We start from the raw sequence: 18491 nt of genomic DNA on the forward strand, positions 1-18491 counted from the left end.
CCCCTTCCTTCGGGCCGCACGAAGACCCCGAAGGCATATGCCCCGGGGTCGTGCGGCTTGGATGTGAGGCTCATCATCAGGGGACAAAAAAGGATGTTCGGGTTCCCTCGCGCGATCATCATCACCATGAGTGATTCCCAGCCTCACGGGTTTGGCCCGGCGGCCGAGCCGGTCGACACTCGAACCAGACCGTCTTGCCGCCCCCGGGCCCCGGCCCCACACCCCACTTGTCGACCACCGCGTCGAGCAGCACAAGCCCGCGCCCACCCTCCGCCTCCGGTGGCAACCCGGAGGGCACGCGAGGTGGTTGCGGGGAGCCGTCCGCGACCTCCACCCTCACTCCGGCCGTCTGCCGCAGCACCAGCAACGCGCAGTGCCGGTCCGGGACATGGCGTACGACGTTGGCGACCAGCTCGGTCACGGCCAGCTCCACGGAGTCCGTCAGCTCGGCCAAGTCCCACTCGTCCAGCAGCGACCTGACGATCCGCCGGATGTGCCGGGCCGAGTGCGCGCCGACCGTGATCCGCATCCCGTACTGGGCCGGGCGGGGGCCCAGGAGGGTGGGGGGAATGTGTTCGTTCACGTGACGAGACTGAGCCCGCGCGACTACGCTCGGCTACGGAACGAATACAACGGGTGCCGGAGTGGACCGAGTTGCGCGCGAGAGGGGCCGTACGTGACCCATATCAACATCCTCGACCCGGGCGCGTCCCCGCTCGACTACTACGGGTTCGAGTTGCGACGGTATCGGGAGGCGGCCGGACTGACACAGCGGCAGCTCGGCGACATCGTCAACTACACCGGTTCGCTGGTCGGCCAGATCGAGACGGCGAGAAAGCTGCCGACGCCGGAGTTCAGTGAGCGGGTGGACGTGGCGCTGGGGACGGGTGGGTTGCTTTCCCGGCTGGTCGGACTGGTGATGCGTAGTCAACTTCCGGCCTGGTTCCAACAGGTGGCGGAGTTGGAGGCGCGGGCGGTCGAGATCTGTTCCTTCCAGACGCACATGGTCCTCGGTCTCCTCCAGACCGATGCATACGCGCGTGCCGTGCTGGGCGCACTGGACCAGACCGACCTTGACGACCGTACCGCCGTGCGGCTGGCCCGCCAACGCATCTTCGAGAAGCGGGAACCGCCGGTCTTCTGGGCGGTCCTCAGCGAGGCCGCGTTGCACCAGGGGATCGGCGGCCCGAAGACCATGCGAGAGCAACTCACCCACTTGTTGTCGTTCGAGGACAACTCCCGGATCAACGTTCAGGTGCTGCCGTTCTCGGCTGGAGAACACGCCGGACTGCAAGGCTCGTTCGACCTCTACCGCTTCGCGAGCGACCCGACCATCGTTTACACCGAGAGCTACGGAAGCGGGCATCCGTCCGCCAACCCGGACACCGTCAAGGACTGTTCGCTCCGTTACGATCATCTCCGAGCTTCCGCGCTCTCCCTCAGGGACTCGGCGGAGCTGATCCGGCGCGCGATGGAGGAACGCTATGGAGAACAACGCGATTCTGACGGCGGTCCAGTGGCGTAAGTCCAGCTACAGCGGCGACCAGGGCGGCCAGTGCGTCGAGTGCGCACCCCTCGGCCCCTTGGCCTGGCGCAAGTCGACGTACAGCAGCGACCAGGGCGGCGACTGCGTCGAGATCGCCGAAACCCCCTGCGCCACCACCGTCGCCGTACGAGACTCAAAAAACCCCACCGGCCCGATCCTCACGATCGCCCCCGCCGCCTTCGCCACCTTCGTCTCGTGGACTACAACCGCTGGATGATCGTCCCGGTGGCCAGTCCACCGCCCGCGCACATCGTGATCAGCGCGAACTCCTTGTCCCGTCGCTCCAGTTCGTGCAGGGCGGTCGTGATCAGCCGCGCTCCCGTCGCTCCGACCGGGTGCCCGAGCGCGATCGCACCGCCGTTCACGTTGACCTTCTCCAGGTCCTGTTCGAAGACCTGCGCCCAGCTCAACACCACTGAAGCGAACGCCTCGTTGATCTCCACGAGGTCGATGTCCTTCAAAGACATCCCCGCCTTGCCCAGCACCGCACGCGTCGCGTCGATCGGCCCGTCCAGATGGAAGTGCGGGTCCGAACCCACCAGCGCCTGGGCCACGATCCGTGCCCTCGGGCGCAGCTTCAGCGCCCGGGCCATCCGCTTGGACGCCCAGAGGATCGCCGCCGCACCGTCCGAGATCTGTGAGGAGTTGCCCGCCGTGTGGACGGCTGTGGGCATCACCGGTTTGAGGCCGGCCAGCGCCTCCATGGACGTGTCGCGGAGCCCCTCGTCGCGGTCGACGAGGCGCCACATACCCTGTCCGGCCCGCTGCTCGTCCTCGGTGGTCGGCACCTGGACGGCGAAGGTCTCGCGCTTGAAGCGTTCCTCCGCCCAGGCGTTCGCGGCGCGCTCCTGGGAGACGAGCCCGAGCGAGTCGACGTTCTCGCGCGTCAGGCCACGATTGCGGGCGATGCGCTCGGCGGCCTCGAACTGATTGGGCAGGTCCACGTTCCACTCGTCCGGGAACGGCTTCCCGGGGCCGTGCTTGGAGCCGGAGCCCAGCGGCACCCTCGACATCGCCTCGACGCCGCACGAGATGCCGACGTCGATGACGCCCGCCGCGACCATGTTGGCCACCATGTGGGAAGCCTGCTGCGAGGAGCCGCACTGGCAGTCGACGGTCGTCGCCGCCGTCTCGTACGGCAGGCCCATGGCGAGCCAGGCCGTGCGCGCGGGGTTCATGGACTGCTCGCCGGCGTGCGTCACCGTGCCGCCGACGATCTGCTCGACGCAGTCGGCGTGGATGCCGGTGCGGCCGAGGAGTTCACGGTAGGTCTCGCCCAGGAGATAGGCGGGGTGGAGGTTGGCGAGCGCGCCACCTCGCTTGCCGATGGGGGTGCGTACGGCTTCGACGATCACGGGTTCCGCGGCCATGGGGGCTCGTCCTCTCCTCAGGCCTGTCCGGCGGCCAGGCCCTGCTGACCCGCGCAGCGCGGGGCGTCCCGGCCCACCCACCGCGCAGAACTAGAACGCGTACCAGTTCTGTGTGCAGTCTGCGGATCGGAGCCCCCGTGCCGCAAGGGTCGTGCAGCGCCCGAAGTCGTGATCTGCACGAACTCCCCACGGAATTCGGGGCGCCGTACCTCTTGCGACTTGTAGAACCCGTTACTACCTTCACGGCAATTCCGGATTCCTGATGGACCGTCAGAATGGTGGGTGGTCGCCGATGCCCTGTCCCGCGCTGCCCGACGGGTTCGACTTCACCGACCCCGATCTGCTGCACCACCGTGTGCCCCTGCCGGAGTTCGCCGAACTGCGCCGGGCCGAACCCGTCCGCTGGATCCCCCAGCCGGCCGGTCTGGCCGGTTTCCAGGACGAGGGCTACTGGGCGGTGACCCGGCACGCGGACGTCAAGTACGTCTCCACGCACCCGGAGATCTACTCCTCCTACCTCAACACCGCGATCATCCGCTTCCACGAGCACATGCAGCGCGACGCGATCGACGCCCAGCGGCTGATCCTGCTCAACATGGACCCACCCGAGCACACCCGCGTCCGCCAGATCGTGCAACGCGGTTTCACGCCAAGGGCCATCCGGGCGCTGGAGGAACGGCTCCGCTCCCGCGCCCTCGCGATCGTCGAGGGCGCCCGCGCCCACTCGGGACCCTTCGACTTCGTCACCGAGGTCGCCTGCGAACTGCCCCTCCAGGCGATAGCCGAGCTGATCGGCGTCCCCCAGGACGACCGCATCAAGATCTTCGAGTGGTCCAACAAGATGATCGCGTACGACGACCCGGAGTACGCCATCACCGAGGAGGTCGGCGCCGAGTCTGCCGCCGAGCTCATCTCGTACGCCATGAACATGGCCGCCGACCGCAAGCAGTGCCCGGCGAAGGACATCGTCAGCACGCTGGTGGCGGCCGAGGACGAGGGCAACCTCGGTTCCGACGAGTTCGGCTTCTTCGTGCTGATGCTGTCGGTCGCCGGCAACGAGACCACGCGCAACGCCATCACCCACGGCATGCACGCCTTCCTCACTCACCCCGAGCAGTGGGAGCTGTACAAGAGCACGCGCCCGGCGACCACGGCCGAGGAGATCGTGCGGTGGGCGACCCCGGTCGTCTCCTTCCAGCGCACCGCCACCCAGGACACCGAACTCGGCGGCAAGCAGATCAGGAAGGGCGACCGCGTCGGCATCTTCTACTCCTCCGCCAACCACGACCCCGAGGTCTTCGAGAACCCGGACACCTTCGACATCACCCGCGACCCCAACCCCCACCTCGGCTTCGGCGGCGGAGGCCCGCACTACTGCCTCGGCAAGTCCCTGGCCGTCCTCGAGATCGACCTCATTTTCAACGCGATCGCCGACGCGATGCCGAATCTCAGCCTGGTCGGTGACCCGCGCCGACTGCGCTCCGCCTGGATCAACGGCGTCAAGGAACTCCAGGTCAACGCCGGCTGACCGCACCGCACGCTCGGGCCGACGGACTCCCGGTGTCCGTCGGCCCGTCCCGCGGGAGGCAGGGGCATCCCTCCTACGCCCCGCCCCTGCCTCCCCCGAGACGAAAGTCCGATGAACGTCTCCGTTCCGTTTCGCGTCTTCACCGGTGGCTCAGCCATCCCCCCCACCTCCGAAGACAACCGACGCTGCGAACGGAACCGGTGCACCGTGGTCTCTGCCGAGCTGATCCCCGTCCGGCCCGACCACCCGGCCGTCCGCCGAAAACGCCCGCATCACGGGTTCTGGCTCCGCCACCGTCTCCCCCTCCTCGTCACCCTCCCCGTGCTGCCGCTGTACGCGGTGTGGTGGGCCTTCCTCGCGACCGGCGGTGGTGATCTCGCGGCCCAGGTGGCGTGGGCGGAGTTCGTGGCGCGGCACGGCGGGTCGGCGTACAACCTCTTCTGGTACGGCGGGATGCACACCGCCAACTACAGCCTGATCTCGCCGTATCTGATGGCCGCGCTGGGTGTGCGCCCGGTGACGGTGGTCTCCGGGCTCGCCGCCACCTGGCTGGCCGCCGTGCTGATCGCCCGCACGGGGATACGACGGCCGGTGGGCCCGGCGCTGCTGGCGTCGCTCGCGCTGTGGTGCAACGTCGCCTCGGGGCGCACCACCTTCGCGCTGGGCGTCGCCCTCGGTCTCGCCGCCTGTGTGCTGCTGACGGGCGAGCGGCGGGCGCTGCCGGCGGCGGCGTACGCGGCACTGGCGACCATGGCGAGCCCGGTGGCCGGGCTGTTCCTGCTGGTGGTGGGCGCCGGACAGCTCGCCGTACGGGACCGGGTGCGGGCTGGGGCGCTGCTGGTGCCGCCGGTCGTCGTGGTCGGAGCGACCACGCTGCTGTTCCCCTTCACCGGACAGCAGTTGATGCCCTCGGACCGGATCTGGCCGCCCGTGCTGTTCGGGCTGACCGTCGCCACGCTGGCCCCGCGCGGCTGGCGGGTGGCCCGATGGTGCGGGGTCGTGTACGCGGTCGGAACCGTGCTGACGTATCTGATCGCCTCCCCGGTGGGGACGAACGTGGAGCGGTTCGCGGAGCTGTTCGCGCCCGCCGCGCTCCTCGCGGCGCTGCTCACCGCGCCCGTGGGGCTGCACGTGGTGCGGCGCGTCGCGCTGGTGGTGGCGCTCGTGCTCTCCGTCGCCTGGGTCGGGCAGAAGACCGTGGACGACCTGGAGGTGTCCACGTCCGTGCCCGCCTGGGCCGCCGACACGCACGGCGTCGTACGGACGCTGGAGCGGCTCGGCGCCGGCCGCGGCCGTGTCGAGGTGGTCCCGGCCCGCAACCACCGCGAGGCCTCCACGCTCGCCCCGCATGTGAACCTGGCGCGCGGCTGGAACCGTCAGCTGGACATGGTGCGGGGGCGGCTCTTCTACGACGGCACGTTCTCGGAGGCGACCTATCGGGCCTGGCTGGACCGCTGGGCGGTGGGATTCGTCGTGCTGCCGGCGGGGAAGCCGGACGGGTTCGCCGAGGCGGAGGCGCGGCTGGTGAGGAGCCGGCCCGCGTGGCTGGAGCCGGTGTGGAGCGACGCCAACTGGCAGGTGCTGCGGGTGCGCGACGCCGTGCCGCTGGTGTCGGCGCCCGGCTCCGTGCTGCGCACGACGAGCGCCGAGGTGGACGTACGGGTGCCGGTGCCCGGCCCGGTGACCGTGCGGATCGCGTACTCGCCGTGGCTGCGCGCGCGGGGCGGCTGCCTGACCCGGGACGGCGAGTTCACGCGGCTGACGGTGACCGAGCCGGGTGCGTACCGGATCAGCTCGGGGTACGGCCCGTCAACGGGACCGGATCCTTCATGCTGACCTCCACGGGCTTTCTCAGCGGCCTCGGCCGCGGCCCTTGGAGGAGGTGGGTCAGGCCGAAGCCCGCGCCGACGACGGCCGCGCCGCCCACCGCGTCCAGCACCCAGTGGTTGCCGGTCGCCACGATCGCGGAGACCGTGAGCAGCGGGTGCAGCAGGCCGAGCGCCTTCATCCACCACTTGGGCGCCAGGACCACGATGACGACTCCGCACCACAGGGACCAGCCGAAGTGCAGCGAGGGCATCGCCGCGTACTGGTTGGTCAGCGCGGTCAGCGTGCCGTAGTCCGGCTTGGAGAAGTCCTGCACGCCGTGCACGGTGTCGATGACGCCGAGGCCCGGCATCAGGCGCGGCGGGGCGAGCGGGAAGAGCCAGAAGCCGAGGAGCGCTATCAGGGTGGCGAAGCCGAGCGCCGAGCGCGCCCAGCGGTAGTCGCCGGGGCGGCGGGCGTAGAGCACACCGAGGACGGTGAGCGGGACGACGAAGTGGAACGACTCGTAATAGAAGTCGAAGAAGTCCCGTAGCCACTCGACCTTGAACACGGCGTGGTTGACCCAGTGCTCGATGTCGATGTGCAGGAACCGCTCGATGGAGAGGATCTGGTCGCCGTGGTGTTCGGCGGTGGTCCGGCCGCCCGCGTTGGTGCCGCCCGTCGCGGCGAGCCTGACCTGCTGGTAGGCGGAGTAGCCGACGCGGATCAGGAGCAGTTCGAGCAGCAGGTTCGGGCGGGTGAACACGCGGCCCAGGAAGGGGAGCAGCGGCACCCGCTTCCAGCGCGTGGGGACGGAGTGGGCGTAGTCGGTGGGGATCGGCGCCCGGTAGTACTCCGAGGTGCGGGAGAGGAACGGCACGATCGTGGCGGCGGCGAGCGCGGCGAGCAGCACCACGTTGTCGCGCAGCGGGAAGAGCTCCGCCATGTTCGGCAGCATCATCTTCGCGGGCAGCGTCATGACAAGGATGACGGCGACGGGCCACATGGCGCGGTCCGAGGTCTTCTTGCCGACCCTGCCGACCAGCGCGAGCAGCACCCACAGCAGCTGGTGCTGCCAGGACGTGGGCGAGACGACGACGGCGACACAGCCGGTGATCGCCACGGCCAGCAGCAGCTGCCCGTCCCGTGCGTAGCGGATGGCGCGGCGCAGGCCGAGGGCGGCGACGGCGGCGCCCAGCAGCAGGAACAGGGTGATCTCCAGCGGGCCGTAGAGGCCGAGCCGCAGCAGCGCGCCGTGCAGCGACTGGTTGGAGAGGGCGTCGGCGTCCCCGCCGAGGCCGACGCCCGCCAGGTGGTGCACCCAGTAGGTGGTGGAGTCGTGCGGCATCACGGCCCAGGCGAGCGCGCCGAGGCCGCCGAAGGTGATCGCGGTGGACTCGACGGCGCGGCGGCGCCCGGTGAACCAGAGCAGCGGCGCGAAGAGCAGCATGGTGGGCTGGAGGGCGGCGGCGATGCCGATCAGCAGGCCGCCGGCGCGCTCGCCCCGGACGGCGAAGCAGCCCAGCAGGACGAGCAGCACCGGGATGATGCTGGTCTGGCCGAGGTAGAGGGCGTTGCGCACCGGCAACGACAGCATCAGCAGGCTGATCGCGACGGGCGCGGCGAGCAGGGCGGTGCGCCGGCTCACCGGCTGGGGCAGGGCACGTGCGACGACCAGGCCGAGCACGACGACCAGCGAGAGACTGCCGAAGGTCCAGCCCCAGCCGAGCGCCTGTTCGGCGGCGCGGGTGAGGGGTTTGAGGACGAGTCCTCCGAAGGGGGTGCCGGTGAACTGCGTCGAGTCGTACAGCGATCCCTTCACATGCAGGACGCCGTTGGGTCCGACCCAGGTCTCCAGGTCCGTCAGCCGTTCCCCTTTCGGGGTGCTCAGCACGACGGTGACCTGCCGTATCGCCAGGACCACGGCGATCAGCCACAGCCCTATCCGGATCGCGCGCAGTCTCGCTCTCGCCGATTCCGCCGCCCCCGCCCCGAAGGCATTGCCCGCTGTCCCACCGTGCTCAACGTTCGCCACGCCCCGCCGACCCTCCCACCCCGTTTGTCCCGTTCGTCCCGCGTGCCCCGTGCGTCCGGACCCGGCCCGGACCCTACGAGGCTCGCACGCCCCGATTGAGAGACGCAGGCAACCCCCTCTTCACCTGACGGCCTCCCGCCTTTTGTCCGGTTGACGATAGTGCGCGCCTGGTTCCGGTTCCCCCCTCCGTTCGCGACTTAGCTCACAAAGGGGCCCCGGAAAAGCGGCGCGCGATCCGGCCGACACCCCTGCGTACGGCACATTTAATTGCAGCATGCATCGAGTTGCCTACGGTACGTGATGCGGAGGAGTGCCCCTATGGTCGCTTTTCGGCCCACTTCCGGGTGAGCCACGTCCCCGTCCCCTACGAAGGGCATGCCCTTGCCGTCCGCCACAGCAGTCGCCCCCGCCGTACCCCGACCCCGGACCCCCGCGCCGCCCGAGGCCTACGTCACCGATCCGGCCATGGTCAGGCGGGCCGTGAAGGCAGCGGCCCTCGGCAACGCGATGGAGTGGTTCGACTTCGGTGTCTACAGCTACATCGCGGTGACGCTGGGCAAGGTCTTCTTCCCCTCCGGCAACCCCACCGCGCAGCTGCTGTCCACCTTCGGCGCCTTCGCCGCGGCCTTCCTCGTCCGCCCACTCGGCGGCATGGTCTTCGGCCCGCTCGGCGACCGCGTCGGCCGCCAGAAGGTCCTCGCCCTCACCATGATCATGATGGCGGCGGGCACCTTCGCGATCGGCCTGATCCCGTCGTACGCCACGATCGGCGTCGGCGCCCCCCTGCTGCTGCTCGCGGCCCGGCTCGTCCAGGGCTTCTCCACCGGCGGCGAGTACGCGGGCGCCTCCACCTTCATCGCCGAGTACGCGCCCGACAAGAAGCGTGGCTTCTTCGGGAGCTGGCTGGAGTTCGGCACCCTCGCCGGATACATCGGCGGCGCCGGCCTGGTCACCCTCATGACCGCCTTCCTGTCCACCGAGGACCTGCTGTCCTGGGGCTGGCGTGTGCCGTTCCTGATCGCGGGCCCGATGGGGATCATCGGCCTGTATCTGCGGATGCGCCTGGAGGAGACCCCGGCGTTCGCGGCGGAACTGGCGAAGGCCTCGAAGAAGGAGGCGGACCGCCCCAAGGTGCGGCTGCGCGAGATGGTCGCGGGCCAGTGGCGCGCGCTGCTGCTCTGCGTCGGCCTGGTGCTGGTCTTCAACGTCACCGACTACATGCTGCTGTCGTACATGCCGAGCTATCTGACGAGCGAGCTGAAGTACGACGAGACGCACGGCCTGCTGGTCGTCCTCGGCGTGATGGCGCTGATGATGATCATCCAGCCCTTCGCGGGCGCGCTGACCGACCGGATCGGCCGCCGCCCGGTGATCGCCGCGGGCTGCGTCGGCTTCCTCGCCCTGTCCGTCCCGGCACTCCTGCTGATCCGCCAGGGCAGTCTGCTCGCGGTCGCGCTCGGCATGGGCGCACTGGGCCTGCTGCTGGTCTGCTTCACCTCCGCGATGCCCGCCGCACTCCCGGCGCTCTTCCCGACGAAGGTCCGCTACGGCTCGCTGTCCATCGGCTTCAACGTCTCCGTCTCGCTCTTCGGCGGTACGACCCCGCTGGTGACCACGGCGCTCATCGGGGCGACCGGGAACATGATGATGCCCGCCTACTACATGATGGCCGCGGCCGTCGTCGGCGGCGTGGCCGTGTGGTTCATGACCGAGTCCGCGGGTCGCCCGCTGCCGGGCTCCGCACCCGCCGTGTAGGTTGGGCGTGGGACTAGTTAGGACATCTAACTAGGCATACGAAAGGCATGGTTCATGAGCGAGTCGCAGCTCTGGAACGAAGTCGACGACTACTTCGCCACCCTCCTCGCCCCCGCCGACGAGACACTGACGGCGGCCCTGCGCGACAGCGACGCCGCGGGGCTGCCGCAGATCGCTGTCGCGCCGAACCAGGGCAAGCTGCTCCAGCTGCTCGCCGAGATCCAGGGCGCCCGCCGCATCCTGGAGATCGGCACCCTCGGCGGCTACAGCACCATCTGGCTGGGCCGCGCGCTCCCGGCCGACGGCCGGCTGATCACCTTCGAGTACGACGCCACGCACGCCGAGGTCGCCCGCCGCAACCTCGCCCGCGCGGGCCTCGACAAGATCGCCGAGGTGCGGGTCGGACCCGCGCTGGAGTCGCTGCCGAAGCTGGCCGAGGAGAACTCGGAGCCGTTCGACTTCGTGTTCATCGACGCCGACAAGGTGAACAACCCGCACTACGTCGAGTGGGCCCTCAAGCTCACCCGCCCCGGCAGCCTGATCGTCGTCGACAACGTCGTGCGCAGCGGGCGGGTCACCGAGGCGGGCAGTGCCGAACCGAGCGTGCGGGGCACCCGGGCCGCCCTCGAACTGATCGCCGCCCACCCGAAGTTGAGCGGTACGGCGATCCAGACGGTGGGCAGCAAGGGGTACGACGGGTTCGCGCTGGCGCGCGTGCTGGCCTGACACCCGCTTCCCCCTCCAGGGCGCTCAGGCTCGCGCTCCGGGGGGCATCAGGCTCACACTCCGGGGCTCAGGCTCGCGCTCCGGGGGGCTCAGGTCTCGTGATAGAAACCCACGTTCACGCTGTTCGGTCCTGTGCGGTCGAGGATGACGATCTCCCCCGAACCGCCCGCGGGGAGCTTCGCCGTCCCGCCGTACGGGACCGCCTGGGTCTGCAGTCCGGCCAGCGTCAGCCGTACCTCGGCGGAGGGCTCAGGGCGTGACCCGTGCAGCCAGGTGACCTGCCAGGTACCGTCCGGGCCGCACAGGAACTCCAGGTGGACGCGGGAGACGAACAGCCAGTCGTCGGGGGTCGCGAGCCGGCACACGGCCCGGTCCCGGCCCACCCGCAGCACGGCTCCGGGGTCGCTCGGCGCGTCGGCCATCAGCATTCCGGCCGTCGCACCAGCGTCCGCCCCGGTGACCGAGGCCATGGTGAGTTCGAGCACGTGCGCTCCTTCGAGTTCCAGCGTTCATCCGGGCCGCGGCGCTTCAACCCTCCTGGTACCGAGTGTGGTTGACGCGCCGCCGCCGCATGATAAATCTCCCGATCGTCCGATCGTGTGTCGTACGGCACAATGGACGCATGACCGAACGGAAGCCACCCGGGGTCAGCTTCGAGACCTGGGTCGACCGACAGATCCGTGAGGCGGAGGCCCGCGGTGAGTTCGCGGACCTGCCCGGTGCGGGCAAGCCCATGCCCGCCGTGACCGACACTCCGTACGACGAACTGTGGTGGATCAAGCGGAAGATGGCCCGCGAGGGGCTGTCGGTGCTGCCGCCGACGCTGGCCCTGCGCAAGGAGGCCGAGGACGCGCTCGCGGCGGCCTCGGTGGCGCCCTCGGAGCGCGTCGTGCGCCGGATCGTCGAGGACATCAACGCCAAGATCCGCGAGGTCATGTTCAAGCCGCCGCCGGGACCTCCCCTCGGCCTCAAGCCGTACGACGTGGACGAGATCGTCCGGGAGTGGCGCGAGCGCCGGGCCGGATGACCCCGTCCACGGGTGAGGCCGCGCCCCGGAACATGGTCCGGGGCGCGGCCTCACGGTGGTACTCGACGGTTCGGCTTCTCACGGTGGTACCCGACGGTTCGGCCTCCTGACCGGTGCAGAAGGCGCTCGGTCACCTACAGGTGCAGGAGGCGCTCGGTCACCTCGCGGTAGTCGCGCAGGGCGAGCCGCAGCTTCTCGGTGTCGGCCGTGTCGCTCTCACCGGCCGCCTGCCAGGTCGTCCGCAGGCTGCGGCGGCGCCGGGTCATGGCGTCCGTGAACTCGGTGGTCAGCTCCTCCAGGACGTGGTCCGCCTCCTCGACGGACGCCCGCGGGCCGTCCACGAACCCACCGACGGCGTGCTGCATCCGCAACGCGTACTTGTCGCACTCGTCGTGCGGCAGCAACGCCCCGTCGCCGTCACCCTGCGGACCGGTACCGCGCTGCTCCGCGGGGGTGGGGCCGCTCTGCCCGGCAGCCGATTCCTGCCGCCCGGCACGAGTGGGTTCACCCCGCGCACCACCGCGGGCGAACTCCGCTTCTTCGGCGCGCATGGATTGCTGCTGCCCGGCGCGGGTGGGGTCACCGCCCTGCCCGGAGCGGGCGGAATCCGGCTGCGCGGAGCGCATGGCTTCCTGCTGCCCGGCGCGCAGGCCGGTGTCCTGTCCGGCGCGGGTGTCGCGGTCGTCGGCGGGCATGCCCCGCATGTCGTCGGCCGTCGAACGGGACGGGTCCGCGCTCTCGCGGGACCCCCTACCGCCGGGGGCCTCGCCGGGGTCGCGGACGGCCGGGTCGGCGGGGGTACCGGGTCCGGCCGGCGGAGCGACCTGGGCGTCCTGGGCGTGCCGGTGGACGAGGGGGTCGACGTCGCCGCGCCCCGTCATCGCCCCACGACGCGGAGTGTTCTCATTGCCGTTGTCCGAAGTCATCTTCTTCACTTCCTCAACTCCCCTTCGCATGACGCCTGGTCAGTACCGACGGAACATGGGCTCGGTGGGAACGCCCGTCCGGGACGGATGCCGCGACCGGGGCGGTGTCGGCGGCGTCCTGGCGGGCGTCCTCGCGCACCGGGGCCAGCAGCTCCTCGAAGAGACCGCGGGCCTCCACCATGGACGAGCGGAGCTCCTCCGTGCTGCCGCCGGCGCCCGCGGCGGGGGCGTACGTGGCCTGGTGGACGCGCCGGTAGCCGTGCAGATGGTGTCCGTGGTGGACGGAGAGCGCGTCGAGCTGCTCCTCGTAGCGCTCGCCGTCGGGGAAGCCGCGTGCGCCGGCCAGCTCGGCGACCAGCCGGTCCGCCTCGGCCACCGCCTCCTGGGGCGAGTCGACGAAGCGTTCCTGAACGGCCCCCCAGCGGGCCGCGTACTCGTCGCGGGCCGCGGGCTCCAGCGGCCGTTCACGCAGCGAGCCGTGTCGCTTCACCCGCTCGGCGAGGTCACGCTCGGCGGCCCTGGCGTCGCCGTCGTGCTGGGCGACGGCCCGATCGTACTCGGGCCCGAAGCGCCGTCGCAGTGTGCGCCCGCCCTGCGGCCTGCGGGCCAGAAGGATCAGCGCGGCCGCGACGACGGCGACCGCCACGATCACGATCAAAGCGATGATGAGGCCTGTGGACATGGGTGCCTTCCGGGGGTCTCGACCCGACGGGCCGGTTCGAGGACCGGGTTGCCCGGAACCCCGCACTCAAACGAACCCCTCACCGGCGCCCCGCCGAAATCCGCTTGCGAACAGGGGGCCGCGCCTCCCGACAATGACCGCCATGACCTGGACCATCGCCCCCGAGCCCTTCGACTCGTCCGTCGCCGCCGCACTGTGGCGCGCTTACTACACGGAGGTCAGCGACCGCTGGTACCTGCTGCACGAGGGGCACCCGACCGACCCCGGGGAACTGGAGCGGGAGATCGCCGCGACCCCGGGTGGCGAGTTCCGGGCGCCCGGCGGGGTGCTGCTGGTCGCGCGGTACGGCGGCGACCCCGGCGGCATGGCCGGGGTACGGATGCTCGACGCCACGACGGGTGAGCTGAAGCGCGTGTTCGTGCGCGAGGGGTTGCGCGGAAGAGGCGGTGCGGCGCTGCTGCTCACGGCGGCCGAGGAGGCGGCGCGCGGCCTCGGCGCCGAACGGCTGATCCTCGACACCCGGGGCGACCTGGTGGAGGCACGCGCCCTGTACGCGCGGCACGGCTACGAGGAGACCGAGCCCCACAACGACGAGACCTACGCCGACCACTGGTTCACGAAGAAGCTGACGTCCTGAAGTCCGACGCTGGACTCAGGCCGGTGTCCGGACTCACGCCGGTGTCCCGCGCGGATGCGTACGCGGCACCGTGCCGTCGTGCGGCCGCTCCGCGTCGGACCCGCACAGCTCGCCGTTCAGCTCCTTGACCAGCTTGGTCAGATCGGTCGGGCGGTCCGGGCCCCACCAGTCGCCGAGCAGCTCCGCCAGGGACTCCTCACGGGCCTTGGCCAGCTTCCCGGCGACCTCGCGGCCCTCGTCCGTGAGGACGAGGTCGAGCCCTTCGCGGGCGGCGAGGCGGCGCTCCTCCAACTGCCGGGCCGCGGCCAGTACGACGGACAGCGGTACGGTGCTGCGCTCGGCCAGCAGCGCGGGCTCCGCCCAGCCGTACTTCTTGATCCGCAGCAGCAGCCAGCTCGCGGCGGGCAGCAGGTCGTACCCGGCCCGCTCGGTGATCTTCACGTAGATCTCCCGCTGCCCCTCCCTGGTGCCGAGCACGGACAGCGCGCGGCACACCTCGTCGTACGACGACCGCTCCACCGGATTGGTGGCGAGCGTCTCGGTGATGTCGGGTGCCGTGACCGAACCCCGCAGCTTGTCCTCGCGCAGGAACCAGGCCAGGACGAAGCCGAGCAGGGCGACCGGGGCGGCGTACAGGAAGACGTCGGTGATCGACGAGGCGTACGCGTGCAGGACGGGCTGGCGGAGCGCGGACGGCAGGTCGGCGATGCCCTTCGGGTCGGCCTTGAGACTGTTCGGCGTGATGCCGGCGGGCAGGTGCCTTCCGCTCAGCACGGCCACCAGGTTGTCGCCGAGGCGGCTCGCGAAGACGGTGCCGAAGATGGCCACGCCGAACGAGGCGCCGATGGAGCGGAAGAAGGTGGCGCCGGAGGTGGCGACGCCCAGATCCTCGTACGAGACCGCGTTCTGCACGATCAGGACCAGGACCTGCATGACCAGGCCGAGGCCCAGGCCGAAGACGAGGAAGTACACGCTCATCTCGCCGGTGCTGCTGTGCTCGTCGAGCTTGTGGAGCAGGAGCAGACCGATCGCCGTGACACCGGTGCCCGCGACGGGGAAGACCTTCCAGCGTCCGGTACGGCTGACGATCTGCCCGGAGACGGTCGAGGACAGCAGCAGCCCGAACACCATCGGCAGCATGTACACGCCGGACAGGGTGGGGCTCACGCCCCGGACGACCTGGAGGAAGGTCGGCAGATAGGTCATCGCGCCGAACATCGCGAAACCCACGATGAAGCTGATGACGGCGGAGAGGGAGAAGGTGCGGATGCGGAAGAGCCGCAGGGGCAGGACGGGTTCGGCCGCCCGCTGCTCCACCGCCACGAACGCCACGGCGAGCAGGACACCGAGCACCGCGAGACCGATGATCTGCGGCGAGCTCCACCCCCAGGTGGTACCGCCGAGCGAGGCCACGAGAACGAGACAGGTGGCGACCGCGGCGATGAGGAACGTGCCGAGGTAGTCGATGACGTGCTGGGCGGACTTCCTCGGGATGTGCAGGACCGCCGCGATCACGATGAGCGCGACCACGCCGACCGGCAGGTTGATGTAGAAGACCCAGCGCCAGCTGAGGTGCTCGGTGAACAGCCCGCCGAGCAGCGGCCCGAGCACGCTCGTCGCACCGAAGACGGCCCCGAACAGCCCCTGGTACTTGCCTCGTTCGCGCGGCGAGACGATGTCGCCGACGATCGCCATGGACAGCACGATGAGCCCACCGCCACCGAGGCCCTGAAGGGCCCGGAAGCCGATCAACTCGCCCATGTTCTGCGCCATTCCGCACAATGCGGACCCGACGAGGAAGATCACGATCGCGGCCTGGAACAGCTTCTTCCGGCCATACTGGTCGCCGAGTTTGCCCCACAGCGGAGTGGCCGCGGTCGACGCGAGCAGATACGCGGTGACCACCCACGACAGATGTTCGAGCCCGCCCAGGTCGCTGACGATGGTCGGCAGCGCGGTCGACACGATCGTCTGGTCGAGGGCGGCCAGCAGCATGCCGAGCAGCAGCGCGCCGATCGAGACGACGACGCTGCCGTGCACCGGCGCCTCCTTGGCGTCGACGGCTGCCGCCGAGCGCCTCCGCACGGCCGACTCGTTCACACCGTACGGGGGGTCGTGCGGCGGTGCGTCCGGGTCGTGCACATCACCGGGTATCTCGCCCGTCATGCGGACCTCCCATGAGCCCCTGGGGTCTCGGTCACCCTCCATGGTGGTCGGTATGGCGGGTTATGGCCTGTTGAAGCTTGTAACGGGTGCGGAAGGCGGGATTCCGGGGGCTCCTGGGAGAAGGTGTGGTGGATGTGACTAACCTCGGGAGTTCCGAGGGGGCGAGTCTCAGGGGGAGGGACCCAACGCGTGACTGAACCGAACGGGCATGTCTGCCCCGAGTGCGCCGCGCCCCGGACGCCGGACGGCACCCCGTCCTGCGCCTGCACCCGGCGCGCGTCCGACGCCCTGCGCGACGCGCGCACCGCGGAGGCGGCAGCGGCGGAGGACTTCGATCCCCTGCGCATCCGCCCGTACGTGGACCTGACGGCGAACGAGTCCGCCCCCGCCACCATGCGCCTGCGTGCGGTGCCGCCGGAGGCCCTCAGCGCCGCACGACACGTCGACTTCGGAAACGAGCCCGCGGAACCACCCCCGCTCCCCCTCTCGGAGGAACCTCCCCGGCGCCGACGGCGTACGGCCCTGCTGGCCGTGGCCGGGGCCACGGTGGCGGTCGTGGCGGCGGCGGGGTTCGCGAGCGGGCTGTTCTCGTACGACGCTCCCGCGCGGGACCGGGCGCTGCCGGACGACGTACGGGCGAGCGTTCCGGACCCGTCACCGACGACGGCGTCGACGCCGTCGTCGTCCCCGTCGCCGCGACCGGGCTCGGGGTCGGCCCCCGGAAGCGCCGCATCCCCCACGACCACGGCAACAACAGCGACGAGGCCAACCGCATCGCCCAGCGGCAGTCCATCCCCCTCGGCGTCGGCGACGCGATCGCAGCCGCCCACGTCCTCACCGTCCGCTACGCCCACGCCCACCGCGGCTGCCTCGTTGGCACCGGGCCAGGGCTCCACGGGCGATCAGCCCGCCCAGACCCTGCGCCGCGGCGACCAGGGCCCCGAGGTCACGGAACTCCAACTGCGCCTGCGCCAGTTGTCCCTCTACACCGGCAGGGCCGACGGCAGGTACTCCGGCCAGGTCGAGGACGCGGTACGCCGCTACCAGTGGGCCCGTGGCATCACGGGCGACAAGTCCGGGGAGTACGGGGCGGCGACGCGCGCGAGCCTCGAGAGCGAGACGTGGACGCCGTAGGGGTCGGCGGGTTCGGTTGATTCACCGGCTGCGGCCCGGTGGCAGCCGATCGCGCAGTTCCCCGCGCCCCTGAGGCGGGGACTTCGCCCCGCATCGCCCCGGCCGCCCGGAGTTCTTCGACTGCGGCCCGGCGGGAGCTGGGCGCACAGTTCCCCGCGTCCCTTGAGGGCGTCGGCGCGCGTCTTTCAGCCTGTCCGGCGTTTGAGGACGAGGCCGTTCAGGCCGATGGGGGGCTGGGGCGGAGCCCCTGGTGAGGGGACGGGTAGGGGCGGCGGGGGCGAGGAAACCCGGTGTCAGGCGATGTGCAGGCGTATCGTCCCGCCCCCGTCAACCTCCACCCGCACCTGCGTCAGATCCCGCACCACGACATCCGGCCGATGAAAGCCGGCCCGCGGCCCCACCCCGACCACCCGCATCCCGGCCCCCCGCCCAGCGGAAATCCCGGCCCCCGAATCCTCGAAGACAACACACTCCTCAGGCGCCACACCCAACTCGGCGGCACCCTTCAGAAAACCCTCCGGATCAGGCTTGCTCGCACCGACGGACTCCGCGGTGACCCGCACATCCGGCAGCCCCAGCCCGGCGGCAGCCATCCGCGCCGTGGACAGCCCCACATCCGCGGAAGTGACAAGGGCATGCGGCACCCCGTCCAGCGAGGCAAGAAACTCCGCGGCACCCGGAATCGCGACGACCCCGTCCATGTCCGCGGTCTCCTCGGCGAGCATGCGCGCGTTGTCGGCGTAGTTCTGCTCCATGGGCCGGTTCGGCAGCAGCACCGCCATCGACGCGTACCCCTGCCGCCCGTGGACGACCTTCATGACCTCGTCCCCGTCCAGCCCGTGCCGGTCGGCCCAGCGGCGCCAGCAGCGCTCGACCACGGCGTCCGAGTTGACGAGGGTGCCGTCCATGTCGAGCAGGAGGGCGCGGGCGGTCAGAACGGTGGTGGCCGTCATCGGCAGGCTCCAGAGCATGGGGGAAGGGGCCGGGGGCGTCCATTGGATCAGCACCGGGTCCCCCGGGGACAAGGCGGCCCCGCCCGCCGGTCAGGGAGTGCGGACGGGAGCCACTTTGTTTCTCTACCATACAAAACAAGAGGGGCCGGCGCCACCACCTCCGTCCGGGACGAACGTCGGGCCCTTCGACGACGCCCGAC

General features: G+C 70.7%; 17 protein-coding genes. 9 read left to right on the plus strand and 8 right to left on the minus strand.

The annotated features are described in order from the left end of the window. Positions 1–121 precede the first annotated feature (121 nt). Positions 122–583, minus strand: coding sequence for an ATP-binding protein (locus ACIRA5_RS05920; RefSeq protein ID WP_403687710.1), 462 nt, complete (start codon positions 581–583; stop codon positions 122–124). A 93-nt stretch (positions 584–676) separates the two neighbouring features. Here ACIRA5_RS05920 and ACIRA5_RS05925 point away from each other — a divergent pair, with 93 nt between their 5' ends. Continuing rightward, positions 677–1525 (plus strand): helix-turn-helix domain-containing protein, encoded by an 849-nt coding sequence (locus tag ACIRA5_RS05925; RefSeq protein ID WP_403687712.1) that lies wholly within the window; start codon positions 677–679, stop codon positions 1523–1525. Then, a complete protein-coding gene (locus ACIRA5_RS05930; protein WP_403687714.1) occupies positions 1485–1763 on the plus strand; it encodes a DUF397 domain-containing protein in 279 nt (92 codons plus the stop codon). The genes ACIRA5_RS05925 and ACIRA5_RS05930 overlap by 41 nt, the downstream gene beginning before the upstream one ends. Here ACIRA5_RS05930 and ACIRA5_RS05935 read toward each other — a convergent pair. Beyond that, positions 1747–2916 (minus strand): steroid 3-ketoacyl-CoA thiolase, encoded by a 1170-nt coding sequence (locus ACIRA5_RS05935; RefSeq protein ID WP_075026617.1) that lies wholly within the window; start codon positions 2914–2916, stop codon positions 1747–1749. The genes ACIRA5_RS05930 and ACIRA5_RS05935 overlap by 17 nt on opposite strands. Before the next feature lie 292 nt (positions 2917–3208). On the opposite strand from ACIRA5_RS05935, the gene ACIRA5_RS05940 reads away from it, so the two are divergent. Both ACIRA5_RS05940 and ACIRA5_RS05945 read left to right on the plus strand, forming a co-directional pair. Next, on the plus strand, positions 3209–4444 hold the full coding sequence (locus ACIRA5_RS05940) for a cytochrome P450 (RefSeq protein ID WP_403687717.1): 1236 nt from the start codon (positions 3209–3211) through the stop codon (positions 4442–4444). 207 nt (positions 4445–4651) lie between these two features. Further along, complete coding sequence (locus ACIRA5_RS05945; protein ID WP_403687720.1) at positions 4652–6280, plus strand: hypothetical protein; 1629 nt, start codon at positions 4652–4654, stop codon at positions 6278–6280. Here the strand turns inward: ACIRA5_RS05945 and ACIRA5_RS05950 are convergent. Beyond that, positions 6234–8285: a bifunctional glycosyltransferase 87/phosphatase PAP2 family protein gene (locus tag ACIRA5_RS05950; RefSeq protein WP_403687723.1), complete on the minus strand. Its 2052-nt coding sequence runs from the start codon at positions 8283–8285 to the stop codon at positions 6234–6236. The two genes, ACIRA5_RS05945 and ACIRA5_RS05950, sit on opposite strands and share 47 nt — an antisense overlap. Before the next feature lie 375 nt (positions 8286–8660). On the opposite strand from ACIRA5_RS05950, the gene proP reads away from it, so the two are divergent. Together proP and ACIRA5_RS05960 are read left to right on the plus strand one after the other, a co-directional pair. Next, entirely contained in the window at positions 8661–10040 is a 1380-nt protein-coding gene (proP, locus tag ACIRA5_RS05955; RefSeq protein WP_403687725.1) for a glycine betaine/L-proline transporter ProP, read from the plus strand. Positions 10041–10094: 54 nt separating this feature from the next. After that, positions 10095–10766: an O-methyltransferase gene (locus ACIRA5_RS05960; protein WP_403687727.1), complete on the plus strand. Its 672-nt coding sequence runs from the start codon at positions 10095–10097 to the stop codon at positions 10764–10766. Positions 10767–10855: 89 nt separating this feature from the next. Here ACIRA5_RS05960 and ACIRA5_RS05965 read toward each other — a convergent pair whose 3' ends face one another. Then, a complete protein-coding gene (locus tag ACIRA5_RS05965) occupies positions 10856–11251 on the minus strand; it encodes a hypothetical protein (protein WP_403687730.1) in 396 nt (131 codons plus the stop codon). A 137-nt stretch (positions 11252–11388) separates the two neighbouring features. Here ACIRA5_RS05965 and ACIRA5_RS05970 point away from each other — a divergent pair, with 137 nt between their 5' ends. Continuing rightward, on the plus strand, positions 11389–11793 hold the full coding sequence (locus ACIRA5_RS05970; protein WP_095854930.1) for a DUF1992 domain-containing protein: 405 nt from the start codon (positions 11389–11391) through the stop codon (positions 11791–11793). Between the two features lie 134 nt (positions 11794–11927). On the opposite strand, the gene ACIRA5_RS05975 is transcribed toward ACIRA5_RS05970, so the two are convergent. Next, positions 11928–12728 (minus strand): hypothetical protein, encoded by an 801-nt coding sequence (locus tag ACIRA5_RS05975; protein WP_403687732.1) that lies wholly within the window; start codon positions 12726–12728, stop codon positions 11928–11930. A gap of 4 nt (positions 12729–12732) precedes the next feature. Further along, a complete protein-coding gene (locus ACIRA5_RS05980) occupies positions 12733–13401 on the minus strand; it encodes a hypothetical protein (RefSeq protein ID WP_403687734.1) in 669 nt (222 codons plus the stop codon). Positions 13402–13543: 142 nt separating this feature from the next. Between ACIRA5_RS05980 and ACIRA5_RS05985 the strand changes: the two genes are divergently transcribed. Next, positions 13544–14038: a GNAT family N-acetyltransferase gene (locus ACIRA5_RS05985; protein ID WP_403687736.1), complete on the plus strand. Its 495-nt coding sequence runs from the start codon at positions 13544–13546 to the stop codon at positions 14036–14038. A gap of 33 nt (positions 14039–14071) precedes the next feature. Here ACIRA5_RS05985 and ACIRA5_RS05990 read toward each other — a convergent pair whose 3' ends face one another. Next, complete coding sequence (locus ACIRA5_RS05990) at positions 14072–16033, minus strand: DHA2 family efflux MFS transporter permease subunit (RefSeq protein WP_403688596.1); 1962 nt, start codon at positions 16031–16033, stop codon at positions 14072–14074. Positions 16034–16393: 360 nt separating this feature from the next. Here ACIRA5_RS05990 and ACIRA5_RS05995 point away from each other — a divergent pair, with 360 nt between their 5' ends. Continuing rightward, entirely contained in the window at positions 16394–17338 is a 945-nt protein-coding gene (locus ACIRA5_RS05995) for a peptidoglycan-binding protein (RefSeq protein WP_403687739.1), read from the plus strand. Between the two features lie 293 nt (positions 17339–17631). Here the strand turns inward: ACIRA5_RS05995 and ACIRA5_RS06000 are convergent, their stop codons facing one another. Then, positions 17632–18291 carry an HAD family hydrolase gene (locus ACIRA5_RS06000; protein ID WP_403687742.1) on the minus strand — a complete coding sequence of 220 codons (660 nt, stop codon included), beginning with the start codon at positions 18289–18291 and terminating at the stop codon, positions 17632–17634. Between the last annotated feature and the right edge of the window lie 200 nt (positions 18292–18491).

Source organism: Streptomyces sp. NPDC096311, from assembly GCF_044763085.1.
In the GTDB taxonomy this organism is placed as follows: domain Bacteria; phylum Actinomycetota; class Actinomycetes; order Streptomycetales; family Streptomycetaceae; genus Streptomyces.